This is a genomic window from Pseudomonas sp. PP3 (assembly GCF_905336995.1).
Taxonomy (GTDB): Bacteria; Pseudomonadota; Gammaproteobacteria; order Pseudomonadales; family Pseudomonadaceae; genus Aquipseudomonas; species Aquipseudomonas reinekei.
Window position 1 is genome coordinate 5,242,237 of the sequence record NZ_HG995459.1, and the last position, 18,203, is coordinate 5,260,439.

The following is an 18,203-nucleotide window of genomic DNA, read 5'->3' on the forward strand; positions in this document are numbered from 1 at the left end:
GACTTATTGACCCAACTTCAGGCGAGCAGTCTCGCCACTGGTGAACGGAGCAACATCAACCGCCTGACCGTTGTAACTGACCTGTGCGCCACGGGCATAACCCAGACGTACAGCGAACGGCGGTTTGCCGCTGACGGAAACATTGTCGCCTTTACGCTTAAGACCGCTGAACAGCACTTTGCCGCTACCGTCGGTCACTTGTGTCCAGCAATCAGCCGTGAACTGAATCTGTACCTGGCCCTGACCGGCAACAGGAGCCGTCATCACCGGGGCTGGCGCAGGTGTGCTCGGCACGACAGGAGCCGTCACAACTGGAGCGGGTACGGCCGGGACCGCAGGAGCCGGAGTGGCGGGTGCTGCTGGAGTGGCGGCAACCGGAGCGGCGTTATGAACAGGCGCGGCCGGCGTTGTTGCAGCCGGCGCAGCAGGTGCGGCTGCCGACGTTTCAGCCGGTGCCTCTGCCGAGGTCTCGGCCTGCGGCAACGCCAGTGCAGTCTCGCCTTCAGCCTGACCTTCCACGACAGCCTGGTCTTCCGGCTCGTCCAGCGGATGAATCTGGGTAGTGCCGTCGGCGCCTTCGACTTCAACGTGTTCCGGGGTGAGGCCGATCAGGTCCTTGGTGCGCAGCGAGGTCTGATCCTGCCACCAGACAAAACCACCACCAATCACCGCCACCAGCAACAGCAGGCTGACGATGCGCAAAATAGTGTGGGAAACCCGCACCGGCTCTTCGATACGACCCAGGCTGTGCACGGAGCTGCCTTGGGAGTCGGTGCCGGTGGATTGGTCGAATTGCTGAACCAGAACGGCCTGGTCCATGCCGAGCAATTTGGCATAGGCGCGGATATAGCCACGGGCGAAGGTGTGCCCCGGCAGCTTGTCGAATGCACCGGCTTCCAGGTTACTCAGGGAATTGACGGTGAGGTTGAGCTTGAGGGCCACTTCGGCCAGCGACCAGCCATTGCTTTCGCGGGCCTGGCGCAAGGTCTCACCGGGATTTACGCGATTCGCTGCTACAACTTCAGGATGCGCCGCTTTCATCATTGCTCCGACAGGTATTGCTGATATTCCGGTGTACCGGGATAGAGTCGTTTTAATTGCAGGCCAAAACTGGCCGCCTTGTCGCGATCTTCAAACACTTTGGCCAGCCGAACACCGAGCAATAGACTACGTGCATTTTGCTCGGCGAGCAGGCTAAAACGGTCGTAATAGTCACGCGCGGGCACATAATGCCTGTCTTCGTAAGACAACTCAGCCATTTCCAGCAATGCGCGTGGTTGTTGTCGGTTCAAACGCAGGGCTTTTTCCAGTTGCTGCTGGGCCAACTCACGTTGACCGAGCATTGAAGCGGTCATGCCGAGGTTCTCGAACACGCGCGAACGCTCAGGATACAGGGTATCGGCGGCGGCCTGCTCGAAGCGCTCGTAGGCTTCCTTGTAACGCTTTTGCTCGAACAGAAAACTGCCGTAATTGTTGAGAATTCTTGCGTCGGTGGGACGGGAAGACAGCGCCTTGCGAAAATGCTCGTCGGCCAGCTCAGGCTCCATTTCAGCCTGGAACACCAACCCCAGCGCCGCATTGGCATCAGGGTCGGAGCCATCGATCTCCAGCGCTTTTTTCAATGGGACTTTGGCGCGTTCGGTCATGCCTTGCTGCAGATAACCAATACCAAGCTGTACATAGGCCTGGCGCGCTTCATCACGGCCCTTGCTGGTCTTCATCGGGTTGTAATCACCCGAAAGCACGCAGCCAGCACACAGGCTGGCCAACAGCAAAAGCAGCGCAAAGCGCAGGGACATAGAGATCCTCTCTTGGTTATTTCGCGGCGTTCTGCGCCATATCGTTGTCGGCGTTGAGTTCACGCACGGCGATATAACGTTCGCTGCGACGGGTGCGATCCAGCACCTGCCCTACCAGTTGACCACAGGCCGCGTCGATGTCTTCACCACGGGTGGTGCGGACAGTCACGTTGAAACCGGCATGATGAAGCTGATCCTGGAACCGGCGAATGGCGTTGTTGCTCGGCCGCTCGTAACCGGAATGCGGGAACGGGTTGAACGGAATCAGGTTGATCTTGCACGGGATGTTCTTGAGCAGCTCGATCATTTCCACGGCGTGCTCGACTTTGTCGTTCACGTCCTTGAGCAAGGTGTACTCGATGGTCAGCACGCGCTTTTCGCCCAGGGACGACATGTAGCGCTGGCACGACTCGAGAAGCATCTTAAGCGGATACTTCTTGTTGATCGGCACCAATTGGTTACGCAATGCGTCATTCGGTGCGTGCAGGGACAACGCCAGGGAGACGTCGATGTGCTTGGACAGCTCATCGATCATCGGCACCACGCCGGAGGTCGACAGGGTCACACGGCGCTTGGAAATGCCGTAGCCCAGGTCGTCCATCATCAAATGCATGGCCGCAACGACGTTGTCGAAGTTCAGCAGCGGCTCACCCATGCCCATCATCACCACGTTGGTGATGGCACGGTCGACGGTTGCCGGGACGCTGCCAAAGGATTTGTTGGCAATCCACACCTGACCAATGACTTCGGCGGCGGTGAGGTTGCTATTGAAGCCTTGCTTGCCGGTGGAGCAGAAACTGCAATCCAGGGCACAGCCTGCCTGGGACGAAACGCACAAGGTGCCGCGTTTGCCCTGGGGAATGTATACGGTCTCGACGCAGCTGCCGGACGCCACACGCACCACCCACTTACGGGTGCCGTCGCTGGAGATGTCCTCGCTGACCACTTCCGGACCACGGACCTCAGCAACAGCCTTGAGCTTTTCGCGCAAGGCCTTGCTGACGTTCGTCATGGCATCGAAATCATCGACGCCAAAGTGGTGAATCCATTTCATTACCTGACCGGCACGGAAACGCTTCTCCCCGATTGAGTCGAAGAATTTTTCCATTTCCAGCTGAGTCAGACCCAGCAGGTTAGTTTTTACAGTCGATGTAGTCATGGATTCACCTTCACTCTTAAGCCAATGCTTAGCGAGTGGTTACTTCAGTAGCTGCGAAGAAGTACGAGATTTCACGAGCAGCAGCGGCTTCGGAGTCCGAACCGTGTACAGCGTTGGCGTCGATGGAATCAGCGAAGTCAGCGCGGATGGTGCCGGCAGCAGCTTCTTTAGGGTTGGTAGCGCCCATCAGCTCACGGTTCAGAGCGATAGCGTTTTCGCCTTCCAGAACCTGAACGACAACCGGACCGGAGATCATGAAAGCAACCAGGTCGCCGAAGAAACCACGAGCGCTGTGCTCAGCGTAGAAGCCTTCAGCTTCAGCTTTGGACAGTTGCTTCAGTTTCGAAGCTACAACGCGCAGGCCAGCTTTTTCGAAACGAGTGGTGATCTCGCCGATAACGTTTTTTGCAACAGCGTCAGGCTTGATGATGGAGAAAGTACGTTGAACAGCCATGGTGTAACTCCAGAAACGGTAATTTGCGAAAAATTAAACCCGCGAATTATACGCGGGTTCTTGGGTATTGCCTAACCTGCAGCGTGGCTCAGTCGCGTTCTTCGATCCAGTGGGCCTGAATGGCCTCCAGGATCTTCTCGCCACAATGCTCAGGCTTGTCGTCGAACTCGGGCAGTTCCATCACCCATTTGCGCAGATCGACGAAGTTGACCGACATAGGGTCCACGTCGGGCTTGCTTTCAGCCAGCTGGATTGCGATTTCCAGCACATCAGTCCACTTGAGACTCATGACAATTCCTTGAATCAGTGCGGCGCTTCGGCTGCGTGGTTGAGCGAGTATTTCGGAATTTCGACGGTCAGGTCTTCGGTACCGACCTTGGCCTGGCACCCCAGACGGGACTCGCGCTCAAGACCCCAAGCCTTATCAAGGTAGTCTTCTTCCAGCTCGTCAGCCTCTTCCAGCGAGTCGAAACCCTCGCGGATGATGCAGTGGCAGGTGGTGCAGGCGCAGACGCCGCCACAGGCGCTTTCCATCTCGATATGGTGTTCGTGGGCCAGCTCGAGAATGGATATGCCAGGCTCAGCCTCCACAACCATGCCTTCGGGGCAGAACTTCTCGTGTGGCAGAAAAATGACCTGCGGCATCGTTATTCCTCAATCTCATTCAGGTTGCGCCCCGCCAGCGCGGCTTTGACCGTCGAGTCCAGGCGGCGGGCAGCAAAGGCATCGGTCACTTGCGACAGACGCTTGGTCTGCTGCTCGATGGCGTAGCCATCGGTACCTTTCATCAGTTCGGTCAGTTCCTGCACCTGCGCATCGATGACCATGCGCTCTTCGGCGTCGAGCAAGCGCTCGCCATCTGCCTCCAGAGCTGCCTGCACCGCTTCGATCAGGCGCTGGGCATCGACTTGTTGCTCACGCAACACGCGGGCAACCTTGTCATCGTTGGCGTGCTGGAACGAATCCTTGAGCATCTTGGCGATTTCGCCGTCGGTCAGACCGTAGGACGGTTTGACCTGGATGCTGGCCTCAACACCCGAACCCAACTCACGGGCCGAGACACTGAGCAGACCGTCGGCATCGACCTGGAAGGTCACGCGAATCTTCGCCGCGCCGGCCACCATCGCTGGAATGCCGCGCAACTCGAAGCGCGCCAGGGAACGGCAGTCGCTGATCAGCTCGCGCTCACCCTGCAATACATGGATCGCCATGGCCGACTGGCCATCTTTATAGGTGGTGAAGTCCTGGGCGCGGGCAACGGGGATGGTGGTATTACGCGGAATCACCTTCTCCATCAGGCCGCCCATGGTTTCCAGCCCCAAGGACAACGGAATCACGTCAAGCAGCAGCAGCTCCCCGCCGTCACGCTTGTTGCCGGCCAACGTATCAGCCTGGATCGCGGCACCGATAGCCACCACTTGATCCGGGTCGATTTCAGTCAGCGGCTGGCGACCGAAGGCTTCGGCGACGGCTTCGCGAACACGAGGTACGCGAGTCGAACCGCCGACCATGACCACGGCATGCACATCTTCCAGTTCGATGCCGGAATCACGCACCGCACGACGGCAGGCTTTGAGGCTGCGGGCGACCATTGGCTCGATCAGCGCATTGAAGGCTTCACGGGTCAGCTCGGCTTTCCAGTCGCCATAAGCAACTTCAACGGCCGTAGCATTGGTCAGCGCTTCCTTTGCCGCACAAGCGGCTTGCAGCAGATTACGCTGCGCGCCCGGATCGAGATCGGCGGACAGACCGGCGCTCTCGATAATCCAGCCAGCGATCGCGTGGTCGAAGTCATCGCCGCCCAGGGCGCTGTCGCCACCGGTAGCCAGCACTTCGAAGACACCGCCGGTCAGGCGCAGAATCGAAATATCGAAAGTGCCGCCACCCAGGTCATAAATCGCGACCAGGCCTTCGGCATGCTGATCCAGACCATAAGCCACAGCGGCAGCCGTCGGCTCATTGAGTAAACGCAGCACGTTGAGACCGGCCAGCTTGGCCGCATCCTTGGTGGCTTGACGCTGCGCATCATCGAAATAGGCCGGAACGGTGATCACCGCGCCCACCAGTTCGCCGCCCAAAGTCGCCTCAGCACGCTGACGCAGAACCTTGAGGATATCGGCGGACACTTCGACCGGGCTTTTCGGGCCCTGGATCGTGTCGATGAACGGCATGTGCGACTCGCCGCCGACAAAGCGGTATGGCAGCTGCTCGCCCAATTGTTTGACGTCGGACAGACCACGACCCATCAAGCGCTTGACCGACAGCACGGTGTTCAAGGGATCGGTGGCGGCAGCCAGCTTGGCGGATTCGCCGACTTCGACGCGATCGGCGTGGTAGCGCACGGCGGACGGCAGGATGACCCGCCCTTCTGCGTCAGCCAAAGGCTCGGAAAGACCACTGCGCAACGCAGCGACCAGCGAATTGGTAGTGCCCAAGTCGATCCCCACAGCCAGACGACGCTGGTGCGGTTGAGGACTTTGGCCGGGTTCGGCGATCTGCAGTAGGGCCATCGTTATCAGGACTTATCTGTATATCAGGCGTGCGACCGGAGCGGCACTGGGTTAATCGTCGAGGCGCTCTTCTAACTGGCGCACTTCGTAGGTGAGCTTGTCGAGGAACTGCATGCGCCGCATCAGGCGTTCGGCCTGTTCGCGTTGCGCGGCATCGTTCCAGCAAGCTGCGAAGCTTTGGTTCAGTTCATCCTGGGCAGCCTTCAGGCGACGCTTGAAGACGGCAACGCCATTGAGGTCGGCGCTGTCCTGCAGGTCTTCGAGCTCTTCACGCAACTCCATCTGTTGCAGAAGAAACTCCGGATCATGCACCGTGACCTCCAGCGGCAGCTCGCCACCATTCAAGGCGAGCAGGTAACGCGCGCGCTTGGGTGGATTCTTGAGCGTCTGGTAGGCCTCGTTGAGGCTCGCGGATTGCTCTAGCGCCAGCCGCTGCTCACGCTCGGAAGCGTCAGCGAAGCGGTCCGGATGAACGCTGCGCGCCAACTCACGGTAGCGCGTAGCCAGCTGATCGAGGTCCAGATTGAAACTCGGTTGCAGCTCAAATAAAGCGAAATGACAAGGAGTACCCACGACAAGCCTCAGATGTTGAAGCTTTCGCCGCAGCCACATTCACCGCGTACGTTGGGATTGTTGAACTTGAAGCCTTCGTTCAACCCTTCCTTGACGAAATCGAGCTCGGTGCCGTCCAGGTAAGCCAGGCTTTTCGGGTCGATAATCACTTTTTCGCCGTGACTTTCGAACACCTGATCCTCTGCAACCACCTCGTCGACAAACTCCAGCACGTAGGCAAGGCCGGAACAGCCTGTGGTGCGAACACCCAGACGAATCCCTTCACCTTTGCCGCGCCCGTCGAGGGAGCGCCGCACGTGTCGAGCAGCCGCTTCTGTCATGCTGATAGCCATCGGTGACTCCTTACTCGTCGCCAAATCTTGAAAGTCAGATCAAGCCTTTCTTCTGCTTGTAGTCGCGAACGGCCGCCTTGATAGCGTCTTCAGCAAGTACGGAGCAGTGAATTTTAACTGGCGGCAGTGCCAGTTCTTCGGCCAGCTGAGTGTTCTTGATGGTTTCCGCTTCGTCCAGGGTCTTGCCCTTCATCCACTCGGTGGCGAGGGAGCTGGAAGCGATAGCCGAACCGCAGCCGTAGGTCTTGAACTTGGCATCTTCGATGATGCCAGCATCGTTGACCTTGATCTGCAGGCGCATCACGTCGCCGCAAGCCGGCGCGCCGACCATGCCGGTGCCGACATCAGGATCTTCCGCGTCCATCTTGCCGACGTTGCGCGGGTTTTCGTAGTGGTCGATGACCTTTTCGCTGTAAGCCATGATTCTCAATCCTCACTCATCAGAGAGTCGCTCTTTAAGCCCCGTCACCATGGTGCGCGGGGCCGGTTCGCGGCGACTTGAAATCAGTGTGCCGCCCACTCGATTTTCGAAATGTCGACACCGTCTTTGTACATGTCCCACAGCGGCGACAGAGCGCGCAGCTTGGTAACGGCCTCGCAGACTTTCTGCGCGGCGTAGTCGATTTCTTCTTCGGTGGTGAAACGGCCGAAGGTGAAGCGGATCGAGCTGTGCGCCAGTTCGTCGTTGCGGCCCAGGGCGCGCAGTACGTACGAAGGCTCAAGGGACGCCGAGGTGCAGGCCGAACCGGACGAAACCGCCAGGTCCTTGAGGGCCATGATCAGCGACTCGCCTTCAACGTAGTTGAAGCTCAGGTTCAGGTTGTGCGGAACGCGGGCGGTCAGGCTGCCGTTGACGTACAGCTCTTCCAGGTGCTCGACCTGCTTGTAGAAGCGGTCGCTCAAGGCTTTGATGCGCACGTTCTCGGCAGCCATGTCTTCCTTGGCTACGCGGAAAGCTTCACCCATGCCAACGATCTGGTGGGTCGCCAGGGTACCGGAACGCATGCCGCGCTCGTGACCGCCGCCGTGCATGGTCGCTTCAATACGTACGCGCGGCTTGCGGCTGACGTACAGGGCGCCGATGCCTTTCGGACCGTAGGTCTTGTGGGCGGAGAACGACATCATGTCGACTTTCAGCTTCTGCAGGTCGATCTCGACCTTGCCGGTGGACTGAGCAGCGTCGACGTGGAACAGGATGCCCTTGGAACGGAGCAATTCACCGATCGCAGCGATGTCGTTGATGGTGCCGATTTCGTTGTTCACGTGCATGACCGAAACCAGGATGGTGTCGTCACGCAGCTCGGCTTCGATCATCTCTGGAGTGACCAGACCGTCGGTGCGAGGCTCGATGTAGGTGACTTCGAAGCCTTCACGCTCCAGTTGGCGCATGGTGTCGAGGACAGCCTTGTGCTCAATCTTGGTGGTGATCAGGTGCTTGCCTTTGGTGGCATAGAAATGTGCCGCACCCTTGATTGCCAGGTTGTCGGACTCGGTGGCGCCGGAAGTCCAGACGATCTCACGCGGATCGGCGTTGACCAGATCGGCCACCTGACGACGGGCGTTTTCGACGGACTCTTCAGCTTTCCAGCCGAACACGTGGGAACGGGACGCCGGGTTACCGAAGTTTCCGTCGACCAGCAGGCATTCACTCATCTTTTGCGCGACACGCGGATCAACCGGGGTAGTCGCAGAGTAATCAAGGTAAATCGGCAATTTCATGGACTATCTCCTAAATCAGGCTGGCTGGCGTGCCGCTTAGCTCTGTGGCTGTCATTCGACGGCGGACGCTTCAATCTTGTCCAGGCGTGGCGCCTTGCTGTTGCAACGGCGTTGGTCCTGACGCTGGGCTACTTCTTGCACCTCACGGCGAGTCACAAGGTCAGCCAAGCTGATACCGCTGAGAAATTCGTGGATCTGCAGGCTCAGGTCGCACCACAAGTGGTGAGTCAGGCACGTGTCACCGGAATGACAATCGCCCTGGCCCTGGCATTTGGTTGCATCGACCGATTCGTTCACCGCATCGATCACCTGGGCGACCTGGATGCCCTGCATGTCGCGGGACAATTGGTAACCACCGCCCGGACCGCGGACGCTGGACACCAGATTGCTGCGGCGCAATTTGGCAAAAAGCTGTTCGAGGTAGGACAGGGAGATGCCTTGGCGCTCGGAGATATCGGCCAGGGACACGGGCCCGTGCTGCGCGTGCAACGCCAGGTCGAGCATGGCGGTCACGGCGTATCGGCCTTTTGTAGTCAGTCGCATGGACAATTACCACGGAGTTCGGAATGGGGCGAGTATGCAATTCCCGAGTATTTAAGTCAACTATAAGACCTAGTACTTTAGTCAGGTTTACCCGCAAAAGAGCGGGCGCATCATAGCAAAGGCTGGACATGTACAGCCAGCAGTACCGAGTTATCGTTCTTCGCGAGCAGGCTCGCTCTCACACTTGAAATGCAAGCCAATGTGGGAGCGAGCCTGCTCACGAAGGGATCGACGCGGCTTAGCTGGCCTGGCTCTGATCCTTATCCTTCACACAAGCGAAGTCTTCTTCGCGAAGCTCAGGCAGATCTTTCGCACAGTAATTACTGCCCAGGTCCTTCAACGCCCCGCACATCCCCTCCAGACGCCCGTCGACCGCTTGCAGATGGTCAAGCAACTGGTTGATGGCTCGCGCCACCGGGTCCGGCATGTCCTCAGTCACGCCGTAGGCATCAAAACCGATTTTCTCAGCCATGGCCTTGCGCTTGGCGTCCTGCTCCTCGTCAGACTTGACGATGATCCGCCCCGGAATACCCACCACCGTGGCACCCGGCGGCACTTCCTTGGTCACCACGGCGTTGGAGCCGACCTTGGCACCCGCCCCCACAGTGAACGGGCCAAGCACCTTGGCGCCGGCACCCACCACCACACCATCACCCAGCGTCGGGTGGCGCTTGCCTTTATTCCAGCTGGTGCCACCCAGGGTCACGCCCTGATAAATGGTCACGTCATCGCCGATTTCAGCCGTTTCACCGATGACGATGCCCATGCCGTGGTCAATAAAGAAGCGACGACCTACCTTGGCGCCCGGGTGGATCTCGATCCCGGTCAACCAGCGACCGAAGTTCGATACCAGCCGCGCCAGCCATTTCAGGTCCGCGCGCCACAGCATTGCCGACAAACGGTGAATCCAGATGGCGTGCATGCCCGGGTAGCAAGTCAGGACTTCAAAAGCGTTACGCGCCGCCGGGTCTCGATGGAATACGCTTTGGATATCTTCACGCAAACGCTCAAACATCATTAATCCTTCCGCTTTAGAAGCTCACCACGGGCCGCTTTTTGGGTTTCCGTGAGGATGCCACGCAATATATTCATTTCCGCCCGGCTGACCGAGCTGCGTCCGTACAACCGGCGCAGGCGCGCCATCAAGTGCCGTGGCTTTTCCGGATCGAGGAATTCAATGGCCACCAGGGTTTGCTCCAGGTGCTCATAGAATCGCTCAAGCTCATCCATGGTCGCCAGCTCAGCGCTTTTGACCGATGCCACTTCTTCCTTCTCGACCTTGCTCGGCTGACCTTGGGCCGCCAACCAGGACATGCGCACTTCATAACTCAACACCTGCACCGCTGCCCCAAGATTCAGCGAGCTGAATTCAGGGTCTGATGGGATGTGCACGTGATAATGACATCGCTGCAGCTCTTCGTTGGTCAGGCCGGAGTCTTCACGACCGAACACCAGGGCGATCTGGGCGCCCTGCCCGGCTTCCTCGACCACTTTCGTTCCGCATTCGCGGGGATCGAGCAACGGCCAGGGGATCCGCCGGTCGCGGGCGCTGGTGCCGAGCACCAGATTGCAGCCGACCAAGGCCTCTTCCAAAGTGGCGACGACTTGCGCGTTTTCAAGGATGTCACCAGCACCGGAAGCACGGGCATCGGCTTCGTGATGCGGGAACACACGAGGCTCGACCAGCACCAGCCGCGACAGCCCCATGTTCTTCATGGCACGCGCAGCCCCGCCGATATTGCCCGGATGGCTGGTATTGACCAGGACGACACGAATGTTTTGCAGCAAGGGAGGCGCTCTCGAACACAATAATCGGGAGCGGAATCTTACAGCGAGAGCTACCGTTAAGCCATGAAAGCGAACGTCGTCCTTCTCCTGTAGAAACTTTCTGATAGAATGCCCGGCTTTCTTTAACAACCTTAGGTGACACATCCATGCAGCCCATGCTGAATATCGCGCTGCGCGCCGCCCGCAGCGCCAGTGAATTGATCTTCCGCTCCATCGAGCGCCTGGATACCATCAAGGTCGACGAAAAAGACGCCAAGGATTACGTATCCGAGGTGGATCGCGCCGCTGAACAGAAAATAATCGACGCGCTGCGCAAGGCTTACCCGAACCACTCGATCCTGGGTGAAGAGACTGGCCTGCACGCCGGCTCCGGCATCGAAGGCGAAGAGTACCTGTGGATCATCGATCCGCTGGACGGCACCACCAACTTCCTGCGCGGCATTCCTCACTTCGCTGTCAGCATCGCCTGCAAATACCGTGGTCGTCTTGAGCACGCTGTTGTTCTGGACCCGGTTCGCCAGGAAGAATTCACCGCCAGCCGTGGTCGCGGCGCTCAACTGAATGGTCGTCGCCTGCGCGTCAGCGGTCGCACCAGCCTCGACGGCGCCCTGCTGGGTACCGGCTTCCCGTTCCGTGACGACCAGATGGACAACCTCGACAACTACCTGGGCATGTTCCGCGCCCTGGTTGGCCAGACTGCCGGCATCCGCCGCGCTGGCTCCGCGAGCCTGGACCTGGCCTACGTGGCTGCCGGCCGTTTCGACGCGTTCTGGGAGTCAGGCCTGTCCGAGTGGGACATGGCTGCAGGCGCCCTGCTGATTCAAGAAGCAGGCGGCCTGGTGAGCGACTTCACCGGTGGTCACGACTTCCTTGAAAAAGGCCACGTCGTTGCCGGTAACACCAAGTGCTTCAAGGCAGTCCTGACGGCGATCCAGCCGCATCTGCCAGCCTCGCTGAAGCGCTAAGCTTCCAGCGACAAAAGAGCACCCTTCGGGGTGCTTTTTTTATGCCTGGAATTCAACCTTGAAAACACAATAGATCCCTGTGGGAGCGGGCTTGCCCGCGATAGCGGTGGATCAGTCGCCGCATATGGCGCAAGTGACACCGTCATCGCGGGCAAGCCCGCTCCCACAGGTTTCAGCGGCGCTTACAAATCGCCATTTCAGGCACAAAAAAGCACCCCGAAGGGTGCTTCTTTTTAAGCGGTGCTCATTACTGAGCCGGTTCGTTCTGCGACAGGATCAACTTGCCTTCCTTGTCGACCGGAATCTGGTTACCCGGATCGCGATCCATCCGCACTTTGCCTTCCTTGCCCTCCAGCGAGTACCGAACGTCGTAACCCACGACCTTATCACTGATGTCGTTCACCGTGTTACAGCGGGTCTGGGTCGTGGTGTAGGTGTCACGCTCCTGCATGCCTTCCTGAACCTTGTTACCGGCATAACCACCGCCGACCGCGCCTGCAACCGTGGCAATCTTCTTGCCGGTGCCGCCGCCGATCTGGTTACCCAGCAAACCGCCTGCCAGCGCACCTACCACTGTACCGGCGATTTGATGTTGATCCTTCACCGGCGCCTGCCGAGTGACAGTTACATCCTTGCACACTTCACGTGGAGTCTTGATTTGTGTCTTGACCGGCTCAACGGCGAGCACTTGCGCGTACTCGGGACCGTTATCTTTAACCAGGCTGTAGGTGGCCACAGCACCCCCGGCAGTCACACCGACAGCACCCAATACCGCACCAACCAGCATCGACTTGTTCACATGAACCTCCTGACCATCACCCGCGGAACATGTCCGCGCTTCTCCCAGCCTTGGAGCATAAAAAAAGGCGCGAGTTCAACTCGCGCCTTTTTGGACTACATCGCTTAAGGAAACTTCCTTCAAGGACGGTCGTCGACTTCCTTCTCGGTATTCGCCGGAGGAATAAGGTCTTCAGTGCTCAGGTTCAGCCAGATCAGCACCACGTTCGCGATGTAGATCGACGAGTAAGTACCCGCCAGAACACCGATGAACAAGGCGATGGAGAAGCCGAACAGGTTGTCGCCACCAAAGAACAACAGTGCCGCGATCGCCAGCAACGTGGAGATCGAGGTCGCCATGGTCCGCAGCAGGGTTTGCGTGGTCGAGATGTTGATGTTCTCGATCAGGCTGGCCTTGCGCAGCACCCGGAAGTTCTCACGAACCCGGTCGAATACCACGATGGTGTCGTTGAGCGAGTAACCGATGATCGCCAGTACCGCCGCCAGCACCGTCAGGTCGAAGGTGATCTGGAAGAACGACAGGATACCGATGGTCACGATCACGTCGTGGATCAGGGAGACGATGGCACCGACCGCAAACTTCCACTGAAAGCGGAAAGCCAGGTAGATCAGGATGCCGCCCAGCGCCATCAACATGCCGAGGCCGCCCTGGTCGCGCAGCTCCTCACCCACCTGCGGGCCCACGAACTCAACGCGCTTGACCGTCGCCGGGTTCTCGCCGCCCACCTTCTGCAAGGCCTCGGCTACCTGATGACCCAGTTGCGGGTCTTCGCCTGGCATACGCACCAGCAGATCGGTGGTCGCACCGAAGTTTTGCACGATGGCTTCGTGATAGCCGGCGGTTACCAGCTGCTCACGCACCTTGGTGACATCGGCCGGACGCTCGTAGGTCAGCTCGATGAGCGTACCGCCGGTGAAGTCCAGGCCCCAGTTCATGCCCTTGGTGGCGACGCTGAACAAGGCCAGCACCGTAAGGAACAATGTGACGCCGAACGCAACGTTGCGAACGCCCATGAAGTTGATTGTACGTAACATGGCAGCCCCTTAAATCCACAACTTCTTGAAGTCACGACCGCCGAAGATCAGGTTGACCATCGCGCGGGTCACCATGATGGCCGTGAACATCGAGGTAAAGATCCCGAGGGACATGGTCACTGCGAACCCCTTCACCGGGCCGGTGCCCATGGCAAAGAGGATGCCGCCGACCAACAAGGTTGTCAGGTTGGCGTCGAGAATCGCGGTGAATGCCCGGCCGAAGCCTTCGTTGATTGCCCGCTGGATGGTCATGCCCGCAGCGATCTCTTCACGAATCCGCGAGAAGATCAGCACGTTGGCGTCGACCGCCATACCCATGGTCAATACGATACCGGCGATACCCGGCAGGGTCAGCGTTGCCCCCAGCAGCGACATCAAGGCCAGCAGCATCACCATGTTCACCGCCAGTGCGACGGTGGCGATGATGCCGAAGAAGCGATAGATGGCGATGATGAACAGCGAGACGAACAGCATGCCCCACAGCGATGCATCGATACCCTTGGTGATGTTGTCCGCACCCAGGCTCGGACCGATGGTGCGCTCTTCAGCGAAGTACATCGGTGCGGCCAGACCACCGGCACGCAGCAGCAGCGCCAGTTCGGACGATTCGCCCTGGCCGTTCAGGCCGGTGATGCGGAACTGAGCACCCAGTGGCGACTGGATGGTCGCCAGGCTGATGATCTTCTTCTCTTCCTTGAAAGTCTGAACCGGCACGTCTTTCTCGACGCCGTTGACCACTTGCTTGGTGTAAGTGGTCACCGGACGCTGCTCGATGAAGATCACCGCCATGCTGCGACCAACGTTCGAACGGGTCGCACGGCTCATCAGCTCACCGCCGTGACCATCCAGACGAATGTTCACTTCCGGCCTGCCGTGCTCGTCGAAGCCAGCCTTGGCGTCGGTGACCTGGTCACCGGTGATGATCAGGCCACGCTCGATCTGCGCCGAACGATTGCCCTCGCGGAACTCGAAGGTTTCGGAAGTGGCTTTCGAAGCGCCAGGCTCAGCCGCCAGACGGAACTCAAGGTTGGCCGTCTTGCCGAGAATACGCTTGGCTTCGGCGGTATCCTGCACGCCCGGCAGCTCAACCACGATGCGGTTGGCGCCCTGACGCTGGACGATCGGTTCGGCAACACCCAGCTCGTTGACGCGGTTACGTACCGTGGTCAAGTTCTGCTTGATGGAGTATTCGCGGATTTCCGCCAGCTTGGCCGGGGTCATCGCCAGACGTAGTACCGGTTGGCCATTGAGGTCGGCCGGAACAATGTCGAAATCGTTGAAATTCTTGCGGATCAGGCTGCGGGCCTGTTCGCGGGCAGCTTCATCAGTGAAGCCCAGCTGAATGGCGCCATCGAGCTGCGGCAGGCTGCGATAGCGCAGTTTCTCTTTACGCAGCAGGCTCTTGACGTCGCCTTCGTAGACTTTCAGGCGTGCGTCGAGGGCTTTGTCCATGTCCACTTCCAGCAGGAAGTGCACACCACCGGACAAGTCCAGACCCAGCTTCATCGGGTGCGCAGCGAGGTTGCGCAGCCATTGCGGGGTGGTTTGTGCCAGGTTCAGCGCGACGACGTAGTCATCACCCAATGCCTTGCGCACGACGTCTTTGGCCGGCAACTGGTCTTCAGCCTTGGTCAGGCGAATCAGACCACCCTTGCCGCCCTCTGCCAGCGTGGCAGCCTTGACGTTGATCCCGGATTCCTTGAGCGCAGCGCTCACACGATCCAGATCAGCCTGATTGACCTGCAGCGCAGTGCTTGCACCGCTGACCTGAATGGCCGGGTCATCAGGATAAAGATTGGGAGCGGAATAAATCAGACCGACCGCCAGCACCGCCAGGATCAGAATGTATTTCCACAGAGGATATTTGTTCAGCATCACGCCGCCCGTTTATGACGCGGGGCGCCTTGCGCGCCCCGTCGATTGAATATGAAGTTGAAACTTAGATCGCTTTGAGCGTGCCTTTTGGCAGCGTGGCGGCGATGGCGCCTTTCTGGAATTTCATTTCGACGGTGTCGGAAACTTCCAGAACAACGAAATCGTCAGCCACTTTGGTGATCTTGCCAGCGATGCCGCCAGTGGTCACAACTTCGTCGCCTTTCTGCAGGCTGCTCAGCAGGTTCTTCTGCTCTTTGGCGCGCTTGGCCTGTGGACGCCAGATCATCAGGTAGAAGATGACCAGGAAGCCGACCAGGAAAATCCACTCGAAACCGCCACCCATTGGGCTCGCAGCAGCAGGTGCGGCAGCGTCAGCCATGGCATTAGAGATAAAAAAGCTCATTTAGCACTCCAGTTGCAAATGTTGAATCTTGGGGTCAGGAAACTCAGTCCAAAGGCGGAACAGGTAACCCGCGTTTGGCGTAGAAGGCATCGACAAAGGCGGCCAATGTACCCTGTTGAATAGCCTCGCGCAAACCAGCCATAAGCACTTGATAATGACGCAAGTTATGGATGGTATTGAGCATGCTTCCCAGCATTTCGCCGCACTTGTCCAGGTGATGCAGATAAGCGCGGGAGAAGTTCTGGCAGGTATAGCAATCGCAGGTCGGATCGAGCGGCGAATCATCATGGCGATGGAACGCGTTTCGGATCTTCAGCACGCCAGTATCAATGAACAGATGCCCATTGCGGGCATTACGGGTTGGCATCACGCAATCGAACATGTCCACACCGCGGCGCACACCCTCAACCAAGTCTTCGGGTTTGCCAACGCCCATAAGGTAACGAGGTTTGTCAGCCGGCATCATGCCCGGCAGATAATCCAGCACCTTGATCATTTCGTGCTTGGGCTCGCCTACCGACAGACCGCCGATGGCCAGGCCGTCGAAGCCGATCTTGTCCAGGCCTTCCAGGGAGCGCATGCGCAGGTCCTGGTGCATGCCGCCCTGGACGATACCGAACAGCGCCGCCGTGTTGTCGCCATGGGCTTCTTTCGAACGCTTGGCCCAACGCAGGGACAACTCCATGGAAATGCGGGCGACGTCTTCATCAGCCGGGTACGGCGTGCATTCGTCGAAAATCATCACGATGTCGGAGCCCAGGTCACGCTGGACCTGCATCGACTCTTCCGGGCCCATGAACACCTTGGCGCCGTCGACCGGGGAAGCGAAGGTCACGCCCTCCTCCTTGATCTTGCGCATGGCGCCCAGGCTGAACACCTGGAAGCCGCCGGAGTCGGTCAGGATCGGGCCTTTCCACTGCATGAAATCGTGCAGGTCGCCGTGCTTCTTGATCACTTCCGTGCCCGGGCGCAGCCACAGGTGGAAGGTGTTACCCAGAATGATCTCAGCGCCGGTCGCCTCGATATCCCGTGGCAGCATGCCCTTGACCGTGCCGTACGTGCCCACCGGCATGAAGGCCGGGGTCTCGACGGTACCGCGCGGGAAGGTCAAACGACCGCGACGAGCCTTGCCATCAGTGGCCAGCAGCTCGAAAGACATACGACAGGTGCGACTCATACAGTTTCCTCGGGGCCCGATTCTTTAGGGGCAGTCGGCGCAGGATTACGCGTGATGAACATCGCATCACCGTAGCTGAAAAAGCGGTACCCGTTGTCGACCGCGGCCTTGTAGGCAGCCATGGTTTCCGGATAACCGGCGAACGCCGAAACCAGCATCAACAGCGTGGATTCGGGCAAATGGAAATTGGTGACCAGGGCATCGACCACATGGAACGGCCGGCCAGGGTAAATGAAAATGTCTGTATCGCCGCTGAACGGCTTGAGCACGCCATCGCGCGCGGCGCTTTCCAGGGAACGCACGCTGGTGGTCCCCACCGCCACCACGCGACCACCGCGAGCGCGACACGCAGCCACGGCGTCGACCACGTCCTGGCCGACTTCCAGCCATTCGGTGTGCATGTGGTGGTCTTCGAGCTTCTCCACGCGCACCGGCTGGAACGTGCCAGCGCCGACGTGCAGGGTCACGAACGCCGTCTCGATGCCCTTGGCGGCAATCGCCTCCAGCAACGGCTGATCGAAATGCAGCCCCGCCGTCGGCGCCGCCACCGCGCCCAGGCGCTGGGCGTACACGGTCTGATAACGCTCGCGGTCCGAGCCTTCATCCGGGCGGTCTATATAAGGAGGCAGCGGCATGTGCCCGACACGGTCGAGCAGCGGCAACACCTCTTCGGCAAAGCCCAGTTCGAACAACGCATCGTGGCGCGCCAGCATCTCAGCCTCGCCACCGCCGTCGATAAGGATCTTCGACCCCGGCTTGGGCGACTTGCTGGAGCGCACATGAGCCAGCACGCGATGACTGTCCAGCACCCGCTCCACCAGGATTTCCAGCTTGCCGCCGGAAGCCTTCTGGCCAAACAGCCGCGCCGGAATCACCCGGGTATTGTTGAACACCATCAAATCGCCGGGGCGCAAATGCTCCAGCAAATCAGTGAATTGACGGTGTGCCAAAGCGCCGCTGACCCCATCCAGGGTCAACAGGCGACTATTGCGACGCTCGGCCAAAGGATGGCGGGCAATCAGCGAATCTGGGAGTTCGAAAGTAAAGTCAGCAACGCGCATGATGGGGTTCGT

The 18,203-nt window shown here is 59.1% G+C and carries 21 protein-coding genes; 1 reads left to right on the forward strand and 20 read right to left on the reverse strand.

Going from position 1 to position 18,203, the window contains the following annotated elements:
- Positions 1 to 3: 3 nt before the first annotated feature.
- From KHO07_RS23790 to trmJ, 14 genes are all read right to left on the reverse strand, one after another.
- Complete coding sequence (locus KHO07_RS23790; protein ID WP_212625700.1) at positions 4 to 1,041, reverse strand: RodZ family helix-turn-helix domain-containing protein; 1,038 nt, start codon at positions 1,039 to 1,041, stop codon at positions 4 to 6.
- Positions 1,041 to 1,799, reverse strand: coding sequence for a type IV pilus biogenesis/stability protein PilW (gene pilW / locus KHO07_RS23795; RefSeq protein WP_212625701.1), 759 nt, complete (start codon positions 1,797 to 1,799; stop codon positions 1,041 to 1,043). Before pilW ends, KHO07_RS23790 begins: the two co-directional genes overlap by 1 nt.
- 16 nt (positions 1,800 to 1,815) lie before the next feature.
- Positions 1,816 to 2,958 carry a 23S rRNA (adenine(2503)-C(2))-methyltransferase RlmN gene (gene rlmN, locus KHO07_RS23800; protein ID WP_150731977.1) on the reverse strand — a complete coding sequence of 381 codons (1,143 nt, stop codon included), beginning with the start codon at positions 2,956 to 2,958 and terminating at the stop codon, positions 1,816 to 1,818.
- Between the two features lie 28 nt (positions 2,959 to 2,986).
- A complete protein-coding gene (ndk, locus tag KHO07_RS23805; RefSeq protein WP_007916882.1) occupies positions 2,987 to 3,412 on the reverse strand; it encodes a nucleoside-diphosphate kinase in 426 nt (141 codons plus the stop codon).
- Positions 3,413 to 3,500: 88 nt separating this feature from the next.
- Positions 3,501 to 3,701 (reverse strand): Fe-S cluster assembly protein IscX, encoded by a 201-nt coding sequence (gene iscX, locus KHO07_RS23810; RefSeq protein ID WP_017123703.1) that lies wholly within the window; start codon positions 3,699 to 3,701, stop codon positions 3,501 to 3,503.
- A gap of 14 nt (positions 3,702 to 3,715) precedes the next feature.
- Positions 3,716 to 4,057 carry an ISC system 2Fe-2S type ferredoxin gene (fdx, locus tag KHO07_RS23815; RefSeq protein ID WP_020795601.1) on the reverse strand — a complete coding sequence of 114 codons (342 nt, stop codon included), beginning with the start codon at positions 4,055 to 4,057 and terminating at the stop codon, positions 3,716 to 3,718.
- Between the two features lie 2 nt (positions 4,058 to 4,059).
- The gene (gene hscA, locus KHO07_RS23820; protein ID WP_212625702.1) at positions 4,060 to 5,922 is read right to left on the reverse strand and encodes a Fe-S protein assembly chaperone HscA; all 1,863 of its coding nucleotides are present in this window, start codon (positions 5,920 to 5,922) and stop codon (positions 4,060 to 4,062) included.
- A gap of 51 nt (positions 5,923 to 5,973) precedes the next feature.
- Positions 5,974 to 6,495 carry a co-chaperone HscB gene (gene hscB / locus KHO07_RS23825; protein ID WP_212625703.1) on the reverse strand — a complete coding sequence of 174 codons (522 nt, stop codon included), beginning with the start codon at positions 6,493 to 6,495 and terminating at the stop codon, positions 5,974 to 5,976.
- Positions 6,496 to 6,503: 8 nt separating this feature from the next.
- Entirely contained in the window at positions 6,504 to 6,827 is a 324-nt protein-coding gene (gene iscA, locus KHO07_RS23830) for an iron-sulfur cluster assembly protein IscA (RefSeq protein WP_003227904.1), read from the reverse strand.
- Positions 6,828 to 6,861: 34 nt separating this feature from the next.
- The gene (gene iscU, locus KHO07_RS23835; RefSeq protein WP_007974006.1) at positions 6,862 to 7,248 is read right to left on the reverse strand and encodes a Fe-S cluster assembly scaffold IscU; all 387 of its coding nucleotides are present in this window, start codon (positions 7,246 to 7,248) and stop codon (positions 6,862 to 6,864) included.
- 83 nt (positions 7,249 to 7,331) lie between these two features.
- Positions 7,332 to 8,546: an IscS subfamily cysteine desulfurase gene (locus KHO07_RS23840; protein ID WP_008057730.1), complete on the reverse strand. Its 1,215-nt coding sequence runs from the start codon at positions 8,544 to 8,546 to the stop codon at positions 7,332 to 7,334.
- A 51-nt stretch (positions 8,547 to 8,597) separates the two neighbouring features.
- Positions 8,598 to 9,089: a Fe-S cluster assembly transcriptional regulator IscR gene (gene iscR, locus KHO07_RS23845; RefSeq protein ID WP_003227911.1), complete on the reverse strand. Its 492-nt coding sequence runs from the start codon at positions 9,087 to 9,089 to the stop codon at positions 8,598 to 8,600.
- A gap of 238 nt (positions 9,090 to 9,327) precedes the next feature.
- Entirely contained in the window at positions 9,328 to 10,104 is a 777-nt protein-coding gene (gene cysE / locus KHO07_RS23850; RefSeq protein WP_007982740.1) for a serine O-acetyltransferase, read from the reverse strand.
- Between the two features lie 2 nt (positions 10,105 to 10,106).
- On the reverse strand, positions 10,107 to 10,877 hold the full coding sequence (trmJ, locus tag KHO07_RS23855) for a tRNA (cytosine(32)/uridine(32)-2'-O)-methyltransferase TrmJ (RefSeq protein ID WP_150731974.1): 771 nt from the start codon (positions 10,875 to 10,877) through the stop codon (positions 10,107 to 10,109).
- Between the two features lie 146 nt (positions 10,878 to 11,023).
- Here trmJ and suhB point away from each other — a divergent pair, with 146 nt between their 5' ends.
- The gene (gene suhB / locus KHO07_RS23860) at positions 11,024 to 11,842 is read left to right on the forward strand and encodes an inositol-phosphate phosphatase (RefSeq protein ID WP_034150845.1); all 819 of its coding nucleotides are present in this window, start codon (positions 11,024 to 11,026) and stop codon (positions 11,840 to 11,842) included.
- 247 nt (positions 11,843 to 12,089) lie between these two features.
- Here the strand turns inward: suhB and KHO07_RS23865 are convergent, their stop codons facing one another.
- From KHO07_RS23865 to queA, 6 genes are all read right to left on the reverse strand, one after another.
- Complete coding sequence (locus KHO07_RS23865; protein WP_212625704.1) at positions 12,090 to 12,641, reverse strand: glycine zipper 2TM domain-containing protein; 552 nt, start codon at positions 12,639 to 12,641, stop codon at positions 12,090 to 12,092.
- A gap of 119 nt (positions 12,642 to 12,760) precedes the next feature.
- Positions 12,761 to 13,675 (reverse strand): protein translocase subunit SecF, encoded by a 915-nt coding sequence (gene secF, locus KHO07_RS23870; protein WP_150731973.1) that lies wholly within the window; start codon positions 13,673 to 13,675, stop codon positions 12,761 to 12,763.
- A 9-nt stretch (positions 13,676 to 13,684) separates the two neighbouring features.
- Complete coding sequence (gene secD / locus KHO07_RS23875) at positions 13,685 to 15,550, reverse strand: protein translocase subunit SecD (protein WP_150731972.1); 1,866 nt, start codon at positions 15,548 to 15,550, stop codon at positions 13,685 to 13,687.
- A gap of 64 nt (positions 15,551 to 15,614) precedes the next feature.
- Positions 15,615 to 15,953, reverse strand: a complete 339-nt coding sequence (yajC, locus tag KHO07_RS23880; protein ID WP_016773317.1) for a preprotein translocase subunit YajC — start codon at positions 15,951 to 15,953, stop codon at positions 15,615 to 15,617.
- Positions 15,954 to 15,996: 43 nt separating this feature from the next.
- A complete protein-coding gene (tgt, locus tag KHO07_RS23885; protein ID WP_162130301.1) occupies positions 15,997 to 17,112 on the reverse strand; it encodes a tRNA guanosine(34) transglycosylase Tgt in 1,116 nt (371 codons plus the stop codon).
- Positions 17,113 to 17,126: 14 nt separating this feature from the next.
- Positions 17,127 to 18,191 carry a tRNA preQ1(34) S-adenosylmethionine ribosyltransferase-isomerase QueA gene (gene queA / locus KHO07_RS23890; RefSeq protein WP_150731971.1) on the reverse strand — a complete coding sequence of 355 codons (1,065 nt, stop codon included), beginning with the start codon at positions 18,189 to 18,191 and terminating at the stop codon, positions 17,127 to 17,129.
- Positions 18,192 to 18,203: the final 12 nt, after the last annotated feature.

Coding starts and splice junctions, on each gene's coding strand:
- KHO07_RS23790 (WP_212625700.1), bottom strand. CDS start 1,041: ATGAAAGCGGCGCATCCTGAAGTTGTAGCAGCGAATCGCGTAAATCCC.
- KHO07_RS23840 (WP_008057730.1), bottom strand. CDS start 8,546: ATGAAATTGCCGATTTACCTTGATTACTCTGCGACTACCCCGGTTGAT.
- ndk (WP_007916882.1), bottom strand. CDS start 3,412: ATGGCTGTTCAACGTACTTTCTCCATCATCAAGCCTGACGCTGTTGCA.
- cysE (WP_007982740.1), bottom strand. CDS start 10,104: ATGTTTGAGCGTTTGCGTGAAGATATCCAAAGCGTATTCCATCGAGAC.
- yajC (WP_016773317.1), bottom strand. CDS start 15,953: ATGAGCTTTTTTATCTCTAATGCCATGGCTGACGCTGCCGCACCTGCT.
- queA (WP_150731971.1), bottom strand. CDS start 18,191: ATGCGCGTTGCTGACTTTACTTTCGAACTCCCAGATTCGCTGATTGCC.
- suhB (WP_034150845.1), top strand. CDS start 11,024: ATGCAGCCCATGCTGAATATCGCGCTGCGCGCCGCCCGCAGCGCCAGT.
- fdx (WP_020795601.1), bottom strand. CDS start 4,057: ATGCCGCAGGTCATTTTTCTGCCACACGAGAAGTTCTGCCCCGAAGGC.
- iscU (WP_007974006.1), bottom strand. CDS start 7,248: ATGGCTTACAGCGAAAAGGTCATCGACCACTACGAAAACCCGCGCAAC.
- hscA (WP_212625702.1), bottom strand. CDS start 5,922: ATGGCCCTACTGCAGATCGCCGAACCCGGCCAAAGTCCTCAACCGCAC.
- iscR (WP_003227911.1), bottom strand. CDS start 9,089: ATGCGACTGACTACAAAAGGCCGATACGCCGTGACCGCCATGCTCGAC.
- rlmN (WP_150731977.1), bottom strand. CDS start 2,958: ATGACTACATCGACTGTAAAAACTAACCTGCTGGGTCTGACTCAGCTG.
- iscA (WP_003227904.1), bottom strand. CDS start 6,827: ATGGCTATCAGCATGACAGAAGCGGCTGCTCGACACGTGCGGCGCTCC.
- tgt (WP_162130301.1), bottom strand. CDS start 17,112: ATGTCTTTCGAGCTGCTGGCCACTGATGGCAAGGCTCGTCGCGGTCGT.
- pilW (WP_212625701.1), bottom strand. CDS start 1,799: ATGTCCCTGCGCTTTGCGCTGCTTTTGCTGTTGGCCAGCCTGTGTGCT.
- secD (WP_150731972.1), bottom strand. CDS start 15,550: ATGCTGAACAAATATCCTCTGTGGAAATACATTCTGATCCTGGCGGTG.
- iscX (WP_017123703.1), bottom strand. CDS start 3,701: ATGAGTCTCAAGTGGACTGATGTGCTGGAAATCGCAATCCAGCTGGCT.
- secF (WP_150731973.1), bottom strand. CDS start 13,675: ATGTTACGTACAATCAACTTCATGGGCGTTCGCAACGTTGCGTTCGGC.